We start from the raw sequence: 16,062 nt of genomic DNA on the forward strand, positions 1-16,062 counted from the left end.
TCATGGCAGATTACCAGGGCAAAAAAGTCGTTATCATCGGGTTGGGCCTTACCGGCCTCTCCTGCGTGGACTTTTTCCTTGCGCGTGGCGTGACGCCGCGCGTGATGGATACGCGCGTCTCTCCGCCGGGTCTGGACAAGCTGCCGGAGCAGGTTGAACGCCACCTGGGTGGTCTGAATGATGAGTGGCTGCTGGTCGCCGATCTGATTGTTGCCAGCCCGGGCATGGCGCTGGCGCATCCTTCGCTGAGTGCCGCGGCGGATGCAGGCGTTGAGATTGTTGGCGATATCGAACTGTTCTGCCGGGAGGCGCAGGCCCCGATCGTTGCCATTACCGGTTCAAACGGTAAAAGCACCGTCACCACCCTGGTGGGTGAGATGGCGAAAGCGGCGGGCAAAAATGTCGGCGTGGGCGGTAATATTGGCCTGCCCGCGTTGATGCTGCTCGATAAAGGGTGTGAGCTGTTTGTACTTGAGCTTTCCAGCTTCCAGCTGGAAACCACTTCAAGCCTGCATGCGGCGGCAGCGACGATCCTTAATGTCACCGAAGATCATATGGACAGATACCCGTTCGGCTTGCAGCAGTACCGCGCGGCCAAGCTGCGTGTCTATGAAAATGCCAAAGTCTGCGTGGTGAATGCCGATGATGCACTCACCATGCCGGTGCGTGGCGCAGACGATCGCTGCATTAGCTTCGGTATTAACATGGGTGACTATCACCTTAACCGCCAGCAGGGCGAAACCTGGCTGCGGGTGAAAGGTGAGAAGGTGCTGAACGTGAAAGAGATGATGCTCTCCGGCCAGCATAACTACACCAACGCCCTGGCGGCGCTGGCGCTGGCGGATGCCGTTGGCCTGCCGCGATCTTCAAGCCTGAAGGCGCTGACCACCTTTACCGGCCTGGCTCACCGTTTTCAGCTGGCGCTGGAACACAAAGGCGTACGCTGGATTAACGATTCCAAAGCGACCAATGTGGGTAGCACCGAGGCGGCATTGAACGGTCTGCAAGTTGAAGGCACACTGCATCTGCTGCTGGGCGGCGACGGTAAATCAGCCGATTTCTCCTCGCTGAAGCAGTACCTCAACGGTGATAACGTGCGCCTTTATTGCTTTGGCCGCGATGGCAGCGAGCTTGCGGCGTTGCGTCCTGAGGTCGCCGAACAAACCGAGACCATGGAACAGGCGATGCGCCTTATCGCCCCACGCGTGAAGCCCGGCGATATGGTGCTGCTCTCGCCAGCCTGTGCCAGCCTCGATCAATTTAAGAATTTCGAACAGCGGGGCGATGTCTTTACCCGCCTGGCGAAGGAGTTAGGCTGATGCGTTTATCTCTCCCTCGCCTGAAAATGCCGCGTCTGCCAGGGTTTGGTATCCTGGTATGGCTGTTTACGGCGCTGAAAGGCTGGGTGATGGCTTCACGGGATAAAGATTCCGACAGCCTGATTATGTACGACCGCACGCTGTTCTGGCTCACGCTGGGGCTGGCAGCGACCGGCTTTATTATGGTCACCTCGGCGTCGATGCCTGTCGGACAGCGTCTGGCAAACGATCCGTTCCTGTTTGCCAAGCGTGACGGGCTGTACATCATTCTCGCGTTCTGCCTGGCGATGATCACCTTACGCCTGCCGATGTCGTTCTGGCAGCGGCACAGTACGGCCATGCTTATCGCCTCAATCATCATGCTGTTGATCGTTCTGGTCGTCGGGAGCTCCGTTAACGGGGCATCACGCTGGATCGCCTTTGGTCCGCTGCGTATTCAGCCTGCAGAGTTCACCAAGCTTTCGTTGTTCTGCTACCTGGCAAACTACCTGGTGCGTAAAGTCGACGAAGTTCGTAACAACCTGCGCGGCTTCTTAAAACCGATGGGCGTGATTCTGGTGCTTGCGATCCTGCTGCTGGCGCAGCCCGACCTCGGTACGGTAGTCGTACTGTTTGTCACTACGCTGGCGATGCTGTTCCTGGCGGGCGCAAAACTGTGGCAGTTCATTGCCATCATCGGGATGGGGATTTCGGCAGTGGTGCTGCTGATCCTCGCCGAACCATACCGTATCCGCCGTGTGACCTCGTTCTGGAACCCATGGGAAGATCCGTTCGGCAGCGGTTATCAGCTGACACAGTCGCTGATGGCGTTTGGCCGCGGCGAAGTCTGGGGCCAAGGCCTGGGCAACTCGGTGCAAAAACTGGAGTATTTACCGGAGGCGCATACCGACTTCATCTTCTCCATTATTGGGGAAGAACTGGGTTATATCGGTGTGGTATTGGCGCTATTAATGGTATTCTTCGTCGCTTTCCGCGCCATGTCGATTGGCCGTAAAGCGCTGGAGATCGATCACCGCTTCTCCGGTTTCCTGGCCTGCTCAATTGGTATCTGGTTTAGCTTCCAGGCACTGGTAAACGTTGGGGCCGCAGCGGGTATGCTGCCGACCAAAGGTCTGACGTTGCCGTTGATCAGTTATGGTGGTTCGAGTCTGTTGATCATGTCGACGGCCATCATGTTTTTGTTACGCATAGATTATGAAACGCGTCTGGAGAAAGCTCAGGCGTTTACACGAGGTTCACGATGAATCAACCGAAGCGGTTAATGGTGATGGCAGGCGGGACCGGCGGACACGTGTTCCCGGGACTGGCGGTTGCGCACCATTTAATGGAACAGGGCTGGCAGGTACGCTGGCTGGGAACCGCAGACCGCATGGAAGCCGACCTTGTACCTAAACACGGTATCGAGATCGACTTTATTCGTATTTCTGGCCTTCGTGGCAAAGGGATCAAGGCGCTGCTGCTGGCGCCGGTGCGCATTTTCAATGCCTGGCGTCAGGCGCGCGACATTATGAAGCGCTTTAAGCCTGACGTCGTTCTGGGCATGGGCGGCTACGTTTCCGGTCCGGGAGGACTGGCGGCGTGGTCACTGGGCATCCCTGTTGTTCTGCATGAGCAGAACGGTATTGCCGGGTTGACCAACAAATGGCTGGCAAAAATCGCCACCAAAGTTATGCAGGCCTTCCCTGGGGCATTCCCGAAAGCGGATGTCGTAGGGAATCCGGTGCGTGTGGACGTGCTGGCGCTGCCGCTGCCAGATACGCGTCTGGCGGGTCGCGAAGGGCCGGTGCGCGTGCTGGTTGTCGGCGGTTCACAGGGCGCACGTATTTTAAACCAGACGATGCCACAGGTTGCGACAAAACTGGGTGATGCGGTGACCATCTGGCACCAGAGCGGGAAGGGCGCTCAGCAGAGCGTTGAGCAGGCCTACGCGCAGGAAGGTCAGCCGCAGCATAAAGTGACTGAATTTATTGATGATATGGCCGCAGCCTATGCCTGGGCCGATGTCGTGGTCTGTCGTTCGGGTGCGCTGACGGTGAGCGAAATCGCCGCCGCCGGTTTGCCAGCGCTGTTTGTGCCGTTCCAGCACAAAGACCGACAGCAGTACTGGAATGCGCTGCCGCTTGAGAAAGCGGGTGCCGCAAAAATTTTTGAGCAGCCACAATTTACCGCTGATGCGGTCGCCACTACCCTGGCGGGCTGGAACCGGGATGTATTACTGGAGATGGCGCAACGCGCACGCGCGACCGCTATCCCGGATGCAACGGAACGGGTGGCAAAAGAAGTGAGCCTGGCAGCCCAGGCATAATTCTCGCAGCGCGTGTTGCGCTGCACGATTTTTTTGAAGTAGTCGATGGCGTTTAGAGAATGAATACACAACAACTGGCAAAACTGCGTTCTATCGTGCCCGAGATGCGTCGCGTCCGGCACATTCACTTTGTCGGCATCGGTGGTGCTGGCATGGGCGGTATTGCCGAAGTGTTAGCTAACGAAGGCTATCAGATCAGCGGGTCTGACCTGGCGCCAAACCCTGTTACGCAGCAGTTGGCGTCGCTGGGGGCGACTATCTATTTCAATCATCGCCCGGAAAACGTGAGCGATGCGAGCGTGGTTGTAGTGTCCAGCGCGATCTCCGCGGATAACCCGGAAATCGTTGCGGCGCATGAGGCGCGCATTCCGGTGATCCGTCGCGCGGAAATGCTGGCTGAACTGATGCGTTTCCGTCACGGCATTGCGGTGGCCGGTACGCACGGTAAAACCACAACAACAGCGATGGTCTCCAGCATTTATGCGGAAGCGGGTCTCGACCCAACGTTCGTTAACGGTGGTCTGGTGAAAGCCGCTGGCGTGCATGCGCGTCTGGGCCACAGCCGTTATCTGATTGCGGAAGCGGATGAAAGCGACGCGTCGTTCCTGCATTTGCAGCCGATGGTGGCTATCGTCACCAATATCGAAGCTGACCATATGGATACCTACCAGGGCGACTTCGAGAACTTAAAGCAGACCTTTATTAACTTCCTGCACAACCTGCCGTTCTATGGCCGTGCGGTGATGTGCGTGGACGACCCGGTGATCCGCGAGCTGCTGCCGCGCGTCGGGCGTCAAATTACCACCTACGGCTTCAGCGAAGACGCTGATGTACGCGTGGAAGATTATAAGCAGATTGGTGCGCAGGGGCATTTCACCCTGGCACGCCAGGATAAAGAGCTCCTGCATGTCACCCTGAACGCGCCGGGACGTCACAATGCCCTGAATGCTGCGGCGGCGGTGGCTGTTGCAACGGAAGAAGGCATTGATGATGAGGCGATCCTGCGCGCGCTGGAAAGCTTCCAGGGAACGGGCCGTCGCTTCGACTTCCTGGGTGAGTTCCCACTGGAGCCAGTAAACGGTAAGCCAGGTTCTGCGATGCTGGTCGATGACTACGGTCACCATCCGACGGAGGTGGACGCTACCATCAAAGCGGCACGCGCGGGTTGGCCGGAAAAGAATCTGGTCATGATCTTCCAGCCGCACCGTTACACACGTACCCGCGATCTGTATGACGATTTTGCCAACGTCCTTTCGCAGGTCGATACCCTGCTGATGCTGGATGTTTATGCCGCGGGTGAAGCGCCGATTCCGGGCGCGGACAGTCGGTCTTTATGTCGTACCATCCGCGGACGCGGTAAAGTGGACCCTATCCTGGTCCCCGACCCGGTGCAGGTAGCTGAAATGCTTGCCCCGGTCCTGACGGGTAACGATCTGATCCTGATTCAGGGTGCGGGAAATATCGGCAAAATCGCCCGTACCTTAGCTGAAATCAAACTGAAGCCGCAAACTCAGGAGGACGAGCGTCATGGCTGATAAGATTGCTGTCCTGTTTGGCGGCACTTCCGCCGAACGCGAGGTTTCTCTGAATTCGGGCGCTGCCGTGCTGGCGGGCCTGCGTGAAGGTGGCGTGGACGCGCATCCGGTTGATCCGAAAGAGGTGGACGTTACGCAGCTGAAAGCGATGGGCTTCGATAAAGCCTTTATCGCGTTGCATGGCCGCGGCGGTGAAGACGGCACGTTGCAGGGGCTGCTGGAGCTGATCGGTATGCCGTACACCGGCAGTGGCGTGATGGCATCCGCTATCTCCATGGATAAACTGCGCAGCAAACTGCTGTGGCAGGGGGCGGGTCTGCCCGTTGCGCCATGGGTTGCACTGACGCGCCGTGAATTTGAATTGGGCTTGTCGGACAGCGTTAATACACGCATTGCGGCACTGGGCTTACCGGTTATTGTGAAGCCTAGCCGTGAAGGGTCGAGCGTGGGAATGTCCAAAGTTGATAAAGCTGTAGATTTGGCTGACGCTTTAGCTCTGGCATTTCAACATGATGAAGAAGTTCTGATTGAAAAATGGCTTAGCGGGCCGGAATTTACCGTCGCGATGCTTGGTGAAGAAATTTTACCGTCAATTCGCATCCAACCCGCCGGAGTCTTCTATGATTATGAGGCGAAGTATCTCTCTGATGAGACGCAATATTTCTGCCCAGCTGGTCTTGAAGCACAACGTGAAGCGGAATTACAGTCTCTGGTGCTTAAAGCCTGGAATGTTTTGGGATGCCGAGGCTGGGGACGAATTGATGTGATGCTTGACGGTGACGGGCAATTTTATCTGCTGGAAGCAAACACGTCTCCGGGTATGACCAGCCATAGCCTTGTGCCGATGGCGGCGCGTCAGGCGGGAATGAGCTTCTCGCAATTAGTCGTACGTATTCTGGACCAGGCGGGCTGATATGTCTCAGGCTGCGTTGAACACGCGCAACCGCGATGACGAAGAAGAATATTCTTCTTCGCGCCGGAGTAATGGAACGCGTCTTGCAGGGATTATCTTCCTGCTCGGGGTGCTGTGCACCGTGTTTATCAGCGGCTGGATGGTGCTGGGCTGGATGGAAGACGCACAGCGGTTGCCGCTGTCGAAGCTGGTAGTGACCGGAGAGCGTCACTACACGCGTAACGATGACATTCGCCAGTCAATTCTGGCGCTGGGGTCGCCTGGCACCTTTATGACGCAGGACGTCAACATTATCCAGAGCCAGATTGAACGTCTGCCGTGGATAAAACAGGCGAGTGTCAGAAAGCAATGGCCTGATGAATTGAAGATTCATCTGGTTGAATATGTGCCGATTGCGCGTTGGAATGATCAGCATATGGTTGACGTAGACGGAAATTCGTTCAGCGTCCCGAGCGATCGTGTCAACAAGCAGAATTTACCGATGTTGTATGGCCCGGAAGGCAGCGAAAACGAAGTATTGCAGGGTTTTCGTGAGATGGGGCAGGTGCTGGCTAAGGATCGCTTTACGTTAAAAGATGCTGCGATGACGGCGCGCCGTTCCTGGCAGCTGACCTTAACGAATGGCATTAAGCTCAATCTTGGCCGCGGCGACACAATGAAACGTCTGGCGCGTTTTGTAGAACTTTACCCGGTTTTACAGCAGCAGGCGCAGACGGATGGCAAACGGATAAGCTACGTTGATTTGCGCTATGACTCAGGCGCAGCAGTCGGTTGGGAGCCGGCTCCGGTCGAGGAACCTAATCAGCAACAAAATCAGGCACAGGTACAGGCAGAACAACAATGATCAAGTCGACGGACAGAAAATTGGTAGTAGGACTGGAGATTGGCACCGCGAAGGTTGCCGCTTTGGTAGGGGAAGTTCTGCCCGACGGTATGGTCAATATCATTGGCGTGGGCAGCTGCCCTTCCCGTGGTATGGATAAAGGTGGGGTAAACGACCTTGAGTCGGTGGTGAAATGCGTTCAGCGCGCCATCGACCAGGCTGAATTGATGGCAGATTGCCAGATTTCCTCTGTCTATCTGGCTCTTTCTGGTAAGCACATCAGCTGCCAGAATGAAATCGGTATGGTGCCGATTTCTGAAGAAGAAGTGACGCAGGAAGACGTTGAGAACGTTGTCCACACGGCGAAATCTGTGCGTGTTCGCGACGAGCACCGTGTGCTGCATGTGATCCCGCAAGAATACGCGATCGACTACCAGGAAGGTATCAAGAATCCGGTCGGTCTGTCGGGCGTACGTATGCAGGCAAAAGTGCACCTGATCACATGTCACAACGATATGGCGAAGAACATTGTAAAAGCCGTTGAACGTTGTGGCCTGAAAGTTGACCAACTAATTTTCGCCGGACTTGCCGCGAGCTATTCCGTGCTGACCGAAGACGAACGTGAACTGGGCGTCTGTGTGGTCGATATTGGTGGTGGTACAATGGACATGGCTGTCTATACCGGCGGTGCGTTGCGCCACACCAAAGTGATCCCGTACGCCGGGAATGTGGTGACCAGCGATATCGCTTACGCCTTTGGTACGCCACCGAGCGATGCAGAGGCGATTAAAGTGCGCCACGGTTGCGCGCTGGGCTCTATCGTCGGCAAAGACGAGAGCGTTGAAGTGCCGAGCGTAGGTGGTCGACCGCCGCGCAGCCTGCAACGCCAGACGCTGGCAGAGGTAATTGAGCCGCGTTATACCGAGCTGCTCAACCTGGTCAACGAAGAGATTTTGCAGTTACAGGAACAGCTTCGCCAGCAGGGTGTGAAACATCATCTCGCAGCGGGGATTGTATTAACCGGCGGGGCAGCGCAAATTGAAGGTCTTGCGGCCTGCGCTCAGCGCGTGTTCCATACGCAGGTGCGTATTGGTGCGCCGCTGAATATCACCGGTTTAACGGATTATGCTCAGGAGCCGTACTATTCAACGGCGGTGGGCCTGCTGCACTACGGGAAAGAATCCCATTTAAGTGGTGAGGCAGAGGTGGAAAAACGCGTCTCGGTGGGGTCGTGGGTCAAACGACTTAACACCTGGTTGCGAAAAGAATTTTAATTTTTTAAGAGACCGGAGAGAATTAGCGGTCTCGGGCGACAGGCACAACGGAGAGAGAGATTATGTTTGAACCTATGGAATTAACCAACGACGCGGTGATTAAAGTCATCGGCGTCGGTGGCGGCGGCGGTAACGCCGTAGAGCACATGGTGCGCGAGCGCATCGAAGGTGTTGAATTCTTCGCGGTGAACACCGATGCGCAGGCGCTGCGTAAAACGGCTGTTGGCCAGACGATTCAGATCGGTGGTGGCATCACCAAAGGTCTGGGAGCAGGGGCTAACCCGGAAGTGGGCCGCAACGCGGCTGAAGAAGATCGTGAAGCGCTGCGCGCTGCACTGGACGGTGCAGACATGGTCTTCATCGCAGCGGGTATGGGCGGCGGTACAGGTACCGGTGCAGCACCCGTTGTGGCGGAAGTCGCTAAAGATTTAGGTATTCTGACCGTTGCTGTCGTGACCAAGCCTTTCAACTTTGAAGGTAAGAAGCGTATGGCTTTCGCGGAGCAGGGTATCACCGAGCTGTCCAAGCACGTGGACTCTCTGATTACCATCCCGAACGACAAGCTGCTGAAAGTGCTGGGTCGCGGTATCTCTCTGCTGGACGCCTTTGGCGCGGCAAACGACGTGCTGAAAGGCGCGGTTCAGGGTATCGCTGAACTGATTACCCGTCCTGGCCTGATGAACGTTGACTTTGCAGACGTTCGCACCGTGATGTCCGAGATGGGCTACGCGATGATGGGCTCTGGCGTGGCGAGCGGTGAAGACCGTGCGGAAGAAGCCGCTGAAATGGCGATCTCTTCTCCACTGCTGGAAGATATCGATCTGTCTGGCGCGCGCGGCGTGCTGGTCAACATTACCGCTGGCTTTGACCTGCGTCTGGATGAGTTCGAAACCGTGGGTAACACCATCCGTGCATTCGCCTCTGACAACGCGACCGTTGTTATCGGTACGTCCCTTGACCCGGAAATGAACGACGAACTGCGTGTGACTGTTGTGGCCACCGGTATCGGTATGGACAAGCGTCCTGAGATCACCCTCGTGACCAACAAACAGACTCAGCAGCCGGTGATGGATCGTTACCAGCAGCACGGTATGTCGCCTCTGACTCAGGAGCAAAAACCGGCTGCGAAAGTGGTGAACGACCCGACTCCACAAACGGCAAAAGAGCCAGATTATCTGGATATCCCGGCGTTCCTGCGTAAGCAAGCTGACTAAGAATTGGCTGGAATTTGGGGATTTGCGCTCTTTGTGCTAAACTGGCCCACCGTTAGTGATATACACTCTCGGTTGGATAGTTAATTTGGCGAGATTATACGATGATCAAACAAAGGACACTTAAACGTATCGTTCAGGCGACGGGTGTCGGTTTACATACCGGCAAGAAAGTCACACTGACGTTACGCCCTGCGCCGGCCAATACCGGGGTCATCTATCGTCGCACCGACTTGAATCCACCGGTAGATTTTCCGGCCGATGCCAAATCTGTGCGTGATACTATGCTCTGTACTTGTCTGGTGAACGAGCATGACGTGCGGATTTCTACCGTAGAGCACCTGAACGCCGCCCTGGCGGGTCTGGGTATCGACAACATTATGGTTGAAGTCGATGCGCCAGAAATCCCGATCATGGACGGGAGTGCTGCTCCGTTCGTTTATTTGTTGCTGGATGCCGGCATCGAAGAACTGAACTGCGCGAAGAAATTTGTTCGCATTAAAGAGACCGTTCGCGTCGAAGATGGCGACAAATGGGCTGAATTCAAACCGTACAATGGTTTCTCGTTGGACTTCACCATCGATTTTAACCATCCGGCGATTGACTCCAGCACCCAGCGCTATGCGATGAACTTCTCTGCGGATGCGTTCATGCGTCAGATCAGCCGAGCACGTACCTTCGGCTTTATGCGTGATATCGAATATCTGCAATCCCGCGGCCTGTGCCTGGGCGGCAGCTTCGATTGTGCCATCGTTGTTGACGATTATCGCGTACTGAACGAAGATGGCCTGCGTTTTGAAGATGAATTTGTCCGTCACAAAATGCTGGACGCGATCGGCGACCTCTTCATGTGTGGTCACAACATCATTGGTGCCTTTACGGCGTTTAAATCCGGTCATGCACTGAACAACAAACTGTTGCAGGCCGTCCTGGCAAAACAGGAAGCCTGGGAATATGTGACCTTCGAAGACGAAGCTGAACTGCCGCTGGCGTTCAAAGCCCCGACTATGGTCCTGGCGTAACGGTTAAAGCCGTTTCGTAAGAAAAGCGACTGGTTCACCTGGTACTCTCTCCGACCAGGGAAGCCAGTCGTTTTTATTTCTGCCCTTTCTGGATTTGTCTCTCTCACCCCTGGCCTATGTTGGGTGCCAAATAACGGTGTGTTCGCTGCATTAATGACCGTTTTTACCTGCTGCAAGGTGTCATTCCTGCTGTCGTGTATTGGCTTTAGTGGTAATATCTGGGCGCTAAAAAAGAATAACTGAACTCAGCCTGCACTGGCGGGCGAACGTGGTGGAGCAAGTGAGCGGAATACTGACGCGCTGGCGACAATTTGGCAGACGTTACTTCTGGCCGCATCTCTTATTGGGGATGGTCGCGGCGAGTCTCGGCTTGCCTGTGCTCAGCAACAGCGCAGACGCGGCAACGCCAGCACGTTCCACGACGACCAAGCATGATCTCACCACGCGGGTTAACTTCACTAATCTCGCATGGCTTGAAGCCAACCGTCGTCCCAATTTCTCCGTTGATTACTGGCAGCAACACGCGATTCGCACGGTTATTCGCCATCTGTCGTTCGCGATGGCGCCGCAGACGATGCCTGTTGCTGAAGAAACGCTGCCGGTCCAGGCTCAGCACCTTGCTCTGCTCGATACGCTCAATGCGCTTCTGACGCAGGACAACCAGCCGCCTGTGACCGTGAGTCAGACGGCGCAAACTGCTTTTGTTTCCCCCGCATCCTTCTCTGTTTCGACCTGGATTAGCCAGGTTCACGGCATCCGTGCCGGGCCTCAACGCCTCAGCTAAATTAACCCTTTTTCAATACCTTAATTTATCTGCCCGACTGGGGCGTTTGAGAATTTATTATGCTAATCAAATTGTTAACCAAAGTTTTTGGTAGTCGTAACGATCGTACCCTGCGCCGCATGCGCAAAGCTGTGAACGTCATCAACGGTATGGAACCGGCGATGGAGAAGCTCTCTGATGATGAACTGAAAGCAAAAACCGCGGAGTTCCGTGCGCGTCTGGAGAAAGGCGAAACCTTAGAAAGCCTGATTCCGGAAGCCTTTGCCGTAGTACGTGAGGCCAGTAAACGCGTGTTCGGCATGCGTCACTTCGACGTGCAGCTGCTGGGCGGGATGGTGCTCAACGAGCGCTGCATCGCGGAAATGCGTACCGGTGAAGGTAAAACCCTGACTGCAACGCTGCCGGCTTACCTGAATGCGCTGACGGGTAAGGGCGTTCACGTTGTTACCGTCAACGACTATCTGGCGCAACGCGACGCCGAAAATAACCGTCCACTGTTCGAATTCCTCGGCATGACCGTGGGCATTAACATGTCCGGCCTGCCGGCACCTGCCAAGCGTGAAGCGTATAACGCGGATATCACCTACGGCACCAACAACGAATACGGCTTCGACTACCTGCGTGACAACATGGCGTTCAGCCCTGAAGAGCGCGTCCAGCGTAAACTGCACTATGCGCTGGTGGATGAGGTTGACTCCATTCTGATCGATGAAGCGCGTACCCCGCTGATCATCTCCGGCCCGGCCGAAGACAGCTCCGAGATGTACCGTAAAGTCGACAAAATCATTCCACACCTGCTGCGTCAGGAGAAAGAAGACTCCGATACTTTCCAGGGTGAAGGTCACTTCTCCGTGGATGAAAAAGCGCGTCAGGTCAACCTGACCGAACGCGGCCTGGTGAAAATCGAAGAGCTGCTGGTGGCTGAAGGCATTATGGAAGAGGGCGAGTCTCTGTACTCCCCGAGCAACATTATGCTGATGCACCACGTAACGGCTGCACTGCGCGCGCACGCCCTGTTCACCCGCGACGTTGACTACATCGTTAAAGACGGTGAAGTCATCATCGTCGATGAACACACCGGTCGTACCATGCAGGGACGTCGCTGGTCCGATGGTCTGCACCAGGCCGTGGAAGCGAAAGAAGGCGTGGATATTCAGAACGAAAACCAGACGCTGGCCTCCATCACCTTCCAGAACTACTTCCGTCTGTACGAGAAGCTGGCGGGGATGACCGGTACCGCAGATACCGAAGCGTTTGAGTTTAGCTCCATCTATAAGCTGGATACCGTGGTAGTACCAACCAACCGTCCAATGATCCGTAAGGATATGCCGGACCTGGTATACATGACCGAAGCGGAAAAAATCCAGGCGATCATCGAAGATATTCGCGATCGTACCGCGAAGGGCCAGCCGGTTCTGGTGGGGACCATCTCCATCGAGAAATCTGAAGTGGTGTCTAACGAGCTGACCAAGGCGGGCATCAAGCACAACGTGCTGAACGCCAAGTTCCACGCTAAAGAAGCAGATATCGTTGCGCAGGCGGGTTACCCGGCTGCCGTAACCATCGCTACCAACATGGCGGGTCGTGGTACCGATATTATGCTCGGCGGTAGCTGGCAGGCCGAAGTGGCCGAGCTGGAAAACCCAACCCCGGAGCAAATCGCGCAGATCAAAGCCGACTGGCAGGTGCGTCACGACGCGGTGCTGGCATCCGGTGGTCTGCACATCATTGGTACCGAGCGTCATGAATCTCGTCGTATCGATAACCAGCTGCGCGGTCGTGCGGGCCGTCAGGGTGATGCCGGTTCTTCCCGCTTCTATCTGTCCATGGAAGATGCGCTGATGCGTATTTTCGCCTCTGACCGTGTGTCCGGCATGATGCGTAAACTGGGCATGAAACCAGGCGAAGCGATCGAGCACCCGTGGGTTACCAAAGCGATTGCCAACGCCCAGCGTAAAGTAGAAAGCCGCAACTTCGATATTCGTAAGCAGCTGCTGGAATATGATGACGTTGCCAACGACCAGCGTCGTGCGATCTATACCCAGCGTAACGAACTGCTGGACGTGTCCGACGTGAGCGAAACCATCAACAGCATTCGCGAAGATGTGTTCAAAGCCACTATCGACGCGCACATTCCACCGCAGTCTCTGGAAGAGATGTGGGATATCGAAGGCCTGCAGGAACGTCTGAAAAACGACTTCGACCTCGAATTGCCAATCAAAGAGTGGCTGGACAAAGAGCCTGAGCTGCACGAAGAGACCCTGCGCGAGCGTATCTACGAAACCGCGCTGGACGTCTACAAGCGTAAGGAAGAAGTGGTTGGCGCTGAGATGATGCGTCACTTCGAGAAAGGCGTAATGTTGCAGACCCTGGACTCCCTGTGGAAAGAGCACCTGGCGGCGATGGACTACCTGCGTCAGGGTATCCACCTGCGTGGTTATGCGCAGAAAGATCCGAAGCAGGAGTACAAGCGTGAATCCTTCTCCATGTTTGCTGCCATGCTGGAGTCGCTGAAGTATGAAGTCATCAGCACTCTGAGCAAAGTTCAGGTGCGTATGCCGGAAGAAGTGGAAGCGATGGAGCAGCAGCGTCGTGAAGAAGCTGAGCGTCTGGCACAGATGCAGCAGCTGAGCCATCAGACCGATGAGAGCGAAGCCGCAGCGGCAATCGCAGCGCAGACGGGCGATCGTAAAGTCGGTCGTAACGATCCGTGCCCATGTGGTTCCGGCAAAAAATACAAGGCGTGCCATGGCCGTCTGAGCTAAGAACATAACAAACCGAAAAGGCGCAGATATCTGCGCCTTTTTTATGGAAGTGACATGATGAAAACACTGCAAATTGCTGTCGGGATCATTCGCAACCCGCAAAACCAGATCTTCATTACCCAACGTGCCGCCGATGCGCATATGGCCAACAAATGGGAATTCCCCGGCGGAAAAATCGAATCAGGTGAAACGCCGGAGCAGGCGCTGGTGCGTGAGCTTCAGGAAGAGGTGGGGATCACCCCGCTTGACGCAACGCTGTTCGATAAGCTGGAGTACCAGTTTCCGGACAGGCACATCACGCTGTGGTTCTGGCTGGTGGAAAACTGGGAAGGTGAGCCATGGGGAAAAGAGGGGCAGCCGGGTAACTGGATTGAGCTTCAGGCCAGCGATGCGGAAAAATTCCCGCCTGCCAATGAGCCTGTGATCCTCCGGCTGGTCGCACAACCGTAGGCCTGCTAAGCGAAGCGCCAGCAGGCTTTAAATGTTACTGCTGGTTTTCGCTCCAGTCATCGCTATCCGAGAGATCGCCTTCGCTCGGAATGCGTTTCTCTTCCGCCGCCCATTCGCCCAGGTCTATAAGTTGACAGCGTTTGCAGCAGAATGGGCGAAATGGACTCACTTCTCCCCAGACGACAGTTTTCCCACAGGTTGGGCAGTTTACGGTGGTTACGTCAGACATCGGCACTCCTTAACAACAGGCCAGTTCAAAATCGAGGCGTTCCGGCACGGTGCCATGCTCACTGTCCAGCGGCATAAAGCGGATCGCGAAACGGCTTTTATGTCCGGAAATTTGCGGGTAAAGCTGCTCGCCAAGAGAGAGATTCAAACGCAGAAGATCGGCGTCGTCGCCGTTATCCTGATAAAAACCGTTGAGACTGGTCTGCTTGCGGAACGGGGCAGAGTTACGCACAAGATCGAGGATCAGGGATAACGTTTGATTCATCGGCTCCAGACTGCCCATCCAGCTGTTTACCTGGCGATCGCGCTGTTCCTGCGGCATGTGCAGCCACATATGCAGCGTTGGAAGGTCAAAGCTACAGCAACCGCCCGGTATGCTCAGACGCTGACGCACCAGCGCAATCAGACGGTCCTCGCGTAAAAATTGTCCAACGCGCGGCGCGGCCATCAGCGTCGCGCTGCTGTTTTTTAGCTGCTGGCGTAAAGCGTCAATTCGACTTTTATCTACGCCCGGTACTTCGGCCCAGGCCTGTAATTTACGCTGCTGGCGCTCCAGCTCTTTCAACAGCTCAGTGCGGACATCGCCGCGTTCAATCACATCCAGCAGATCGCCCACGTTGCGGAAAAAATGCAGCGCGGTGGCGTGATCGTTGACGGGCAGATGTTGTGAAAGTTGTTGAATAAGAAATTCTATGCGTAGCCAGGTACGCATTTTTTCGTTAAGCGGATGCTCAAAAAGGATATGAGTCGACATTATGGTTTTTCCTGTGCAACGGCCTGCGCGGCGAAGGTCAGATACTGCGCGTGCAGACGAGCAACATCCGATGCAATGGCATCTGGTGCGCCGTTATTATCAATAACATCATCCGCAACGGCGAGGCGCGCTTCGCGCGTGGCCTGTGCGGCAAGAATTTGTTCAGCATGCTCGCGTGAAACATGGTCACGCGCCATGGTTCTCTGGATTTGCGTTTCGCGGGAAACGTCAATCACCAGCGTTCTGTCTGCTTTATTTTGAAGCTGATTTTCCACCAGTAACGGGATCACCCACAACACATAGGGCGAACTGGCTGCGGCAATCTGACGCTGAGTTTCCTGGTGGATAATGGGGTGGAGCAGGGCATTAAGCCAGGCTTTTTCCGCCGGATCGGAAAATATGCACTCACGCAGCTGCCGACGATTCAGGGTGCCGTCAGCCTGTATCACTCGGCGACCAAAATGCGCTTCGATGGCGTTTAAGGCGGGTGTATTGGGTTCTACCACCTGACGGGCAATGATATCGGCGTCGATAATCGTGATGCCGAGACGAGCAAACGCGTGCGCAACGGTGCTTTTACCACTACCGATGCCGCCGGTTAATGCGACGATATACCCCATTAAATCAGATCCTGGGAATTATTCAGTTTTAAAATCAGTTGCTTAAAATTCAAACTTAC

15 protein-coding genes are annotated in these 16,062 nt (G+C 55.4%); 12 read left to right on the forward strand and 3 right to left on the reverse strand.

Annotated features, from left to right (window positions below; translation table 11 throughout):
- Positions 1-2: 2 nt before the first annotated feature.
- The 12 genes from murD to mutT all read left to right on the forward strand — a co-directional run bounded on the left by murD (position 3) and on the right by mutT (position 14,401).
- A complete protein-coding gene (gene murD, locus L2Y28_RS03600; protein WP_022647043.1) occupies positions 3-1,319 on the forward strand; it encodes a UDP-N-acetylmuramoyl-L-alanine--D-glutamate ligase in 1,317 nt (438 codons plus the stop codon).
- Positions 1,319-2,563 (forward strand): cell division protein FtsW, encoded by a 1,245-nt coding sequence (gene ftsW, locus L2Y28_RS03605; RefSeq protein ID WP_022647044.1) that lies wholly within the window; start codon positions 1,319-1,321, stop codon positions 2,561-2,563. The genes murD and ftsW overlap by 1 nt, the downstream gene beginning before the upstream one ends.
- Positions 2,560-3,624, forward strand: a complete 1,065-nt coding sequence (murG, locus tag L2Y28_RS03610; protein WP_022647045.1) for an undecaprenyldiphospho-muramoylpentapeptide beta-N-acetylglucosaminyltransferase — start codon at positions 2,560-2,562, stop codon at positions 3,622-3,624. The genes ftsW and murG overlap by 4 nt, the downstream gene beginning before the upstream one ends.
- Positions 3,625-3,683: 59 nt before the next feature.
- The gene (gene murC / locus L2Y28_RS03615) at positions 3,684-5,159 is read left to right on the forward strand and encodes a UDP-N-acetylmuramate--L-alanine ligase (protein WP_022647046.1); all 1,476 of its coding nucleotides are present in this window, start codon (positions 3,684-3,686) and stop codon (positions 5,157-5,159) included.
- The gene (locus L2Y28_RS03620) at positions 5,152-6,072 is read left to right on the forward strand and encodes a D-alanine--D-alanine ligase (protein ID WP_023330111.1); all 921 of its coding nucleotides are present in this window, start codon (positions 5,152-5,154) and stop codon (positions 6,070-6,072) included. The genes murC and L2Y28_RS03620 overlap by 8 nt, the downstream gene beginning before the upstream one ends.
- Position 6,073: 1 nt before the next feature.
- Positions 6,074-6,916 (forward strand): cell division protein FtsQ, encoded by an 843-nt coding sequence (gene ftsQ / locus L2Y28_RS03625; RefSeq protein WP_003856342.1) that lies wholly within the window; start codon positions 6,074-6,076, stop codon positions 6,914-6,916.
- Entirely contained in the window at positions 6,913-8,169 is a 1,257-nt protein-coding gene (gene ftsA / locus L2Y28_RS03630) for a cell division protein FtsA (protein ID WP_003856340.1), read from the forward strand. The genes ftsQ and ftsA overlap by 4 nt, the downstream gene beginning before the upstream one ends.
- Positions 8,170-8,231: 62 nt before the next feature.
- Positions 8,232-9,383 (forward strand): cell division protein FtsZ, encoded by a 1,152-nt coding sequence (ftsZ, locus tag L2Y28_RS03635; protein ID WP_022647048.1) that lies wholly within the window; start codon positions 8,232-8,234, stop codon positions 9,381-9,383.
- Between the two features lie 101 nt (positions 9,384-9,484).
- Complete coding sequence (gene lpxC, locus L2Y28_RS03640) at positions 9,485-10,402, forward strand: UDP-3-O-acyl-N-acetylglucosamine deacetylase (RefSeq protein WP_003856337.1); 918 nt, start codon at positions 9,485-9,487, stop codon at positions 10,400-10,402.
- A 280-nt stretch (positions 10,403-10,682) separates the two neighbouring features.
- Positions 10,683-11,186 carry a secA translation cis-regulator SecM gene (gene secM, locus L2Y28_RS03645; protein ID WP_032621757.1) on the forward strand — a complete coding sequence of 168 codons (504 nt, stop codon included), beginning with the start codon at positions 10,683-10,685 and terminating at the stop codon, positions 11,184-11,186.
- Positions 11,187-11,245: 59 nt separating this feature from the next.
- Positions 11,246-13,951, forward strand: coding sequence for a preprotein translocase subunit SecA (gene secA / locus L2Y28_RS03650; protein WP_022647050.1), 2,706 nt, complete (start codon positions 11,246-11,248; stop codon positions 13,949-13,951).
- 57 nt (positions 13,952-14,008) lie between these two features.
- Positions 14,009-14,401 (forward strand): 8-oxo-dGTP diphosphatase MutT, encoded by a 393-nt coding sequence (gene mutT / locus L2Y28_RS03655; RefSeq protein ID WP_032621758.1) that lies wholly within the window; start codon positions 14,009-14,011, stop codon positions 14,399-14,401.
- Positions 14,402-14,435: 34 nt separating this feature from the next.
- Here mutT and yacG read toward each other — a convergent pair whose 3' ends face one another.
- Genes yacG through coaE form a run of 3 tightly spaced genes read right to left on the reverse strand, consistent with a single transcriptional unit; the run spans position 14,436 to position 16,003 of the window.
- The gene (gene yacG, locus L2Y28_RS03660) at positions 14,436-14,630 is read right to left on the reverse strand and encodes a DNA gyrase inhibitor YacG (RefSeq protein ID WP_003856332.1); all 195 of its coding nucleotides are present in this window, start codon (positions 14,628-14,630) and stop codon (positions 14,436-14,438) included.
- Positions 14,631-14,639: 9 nt separating this feature from the next.
- Positions 14,640-15,383, reverse strand: coding sequence for a cell division protein ZapD (gene zapD / locus L2Y28_RS03665; protein WP_022647052.1), 744 nt, complete (start codon positions 15,381-15,383; stop codon positions 14,640-14,642).
- Positions 15,383-16,003, reverse strand: a complete 621-nt coding sequence (gene coaE, locus L2Y28_RS03670) for a dephospho-CoA kinase (RefSeq protein WP_022647053.1) — start codon at positions 16,001-16,003, stop codon at positions 15,383-15,385. The genes zapD and coaE overlap by 1 nt, the downstream gene beginning before the upstream one ends.
- Between the last annotated feature and the right edge of the window lie 59 nt (positions 16,004-16,062).

Source organism: Enterobacter sp. JH25 (assembly GCF_021725435.1).
Taxonomy (GTDB): domain Bacteria; phylum Pseudomonadota; class Gammaproteobacteria; order Enterobacterales; family Enterobacteriaceae; genus Enterobacter; species Enterobacter intestinihominis.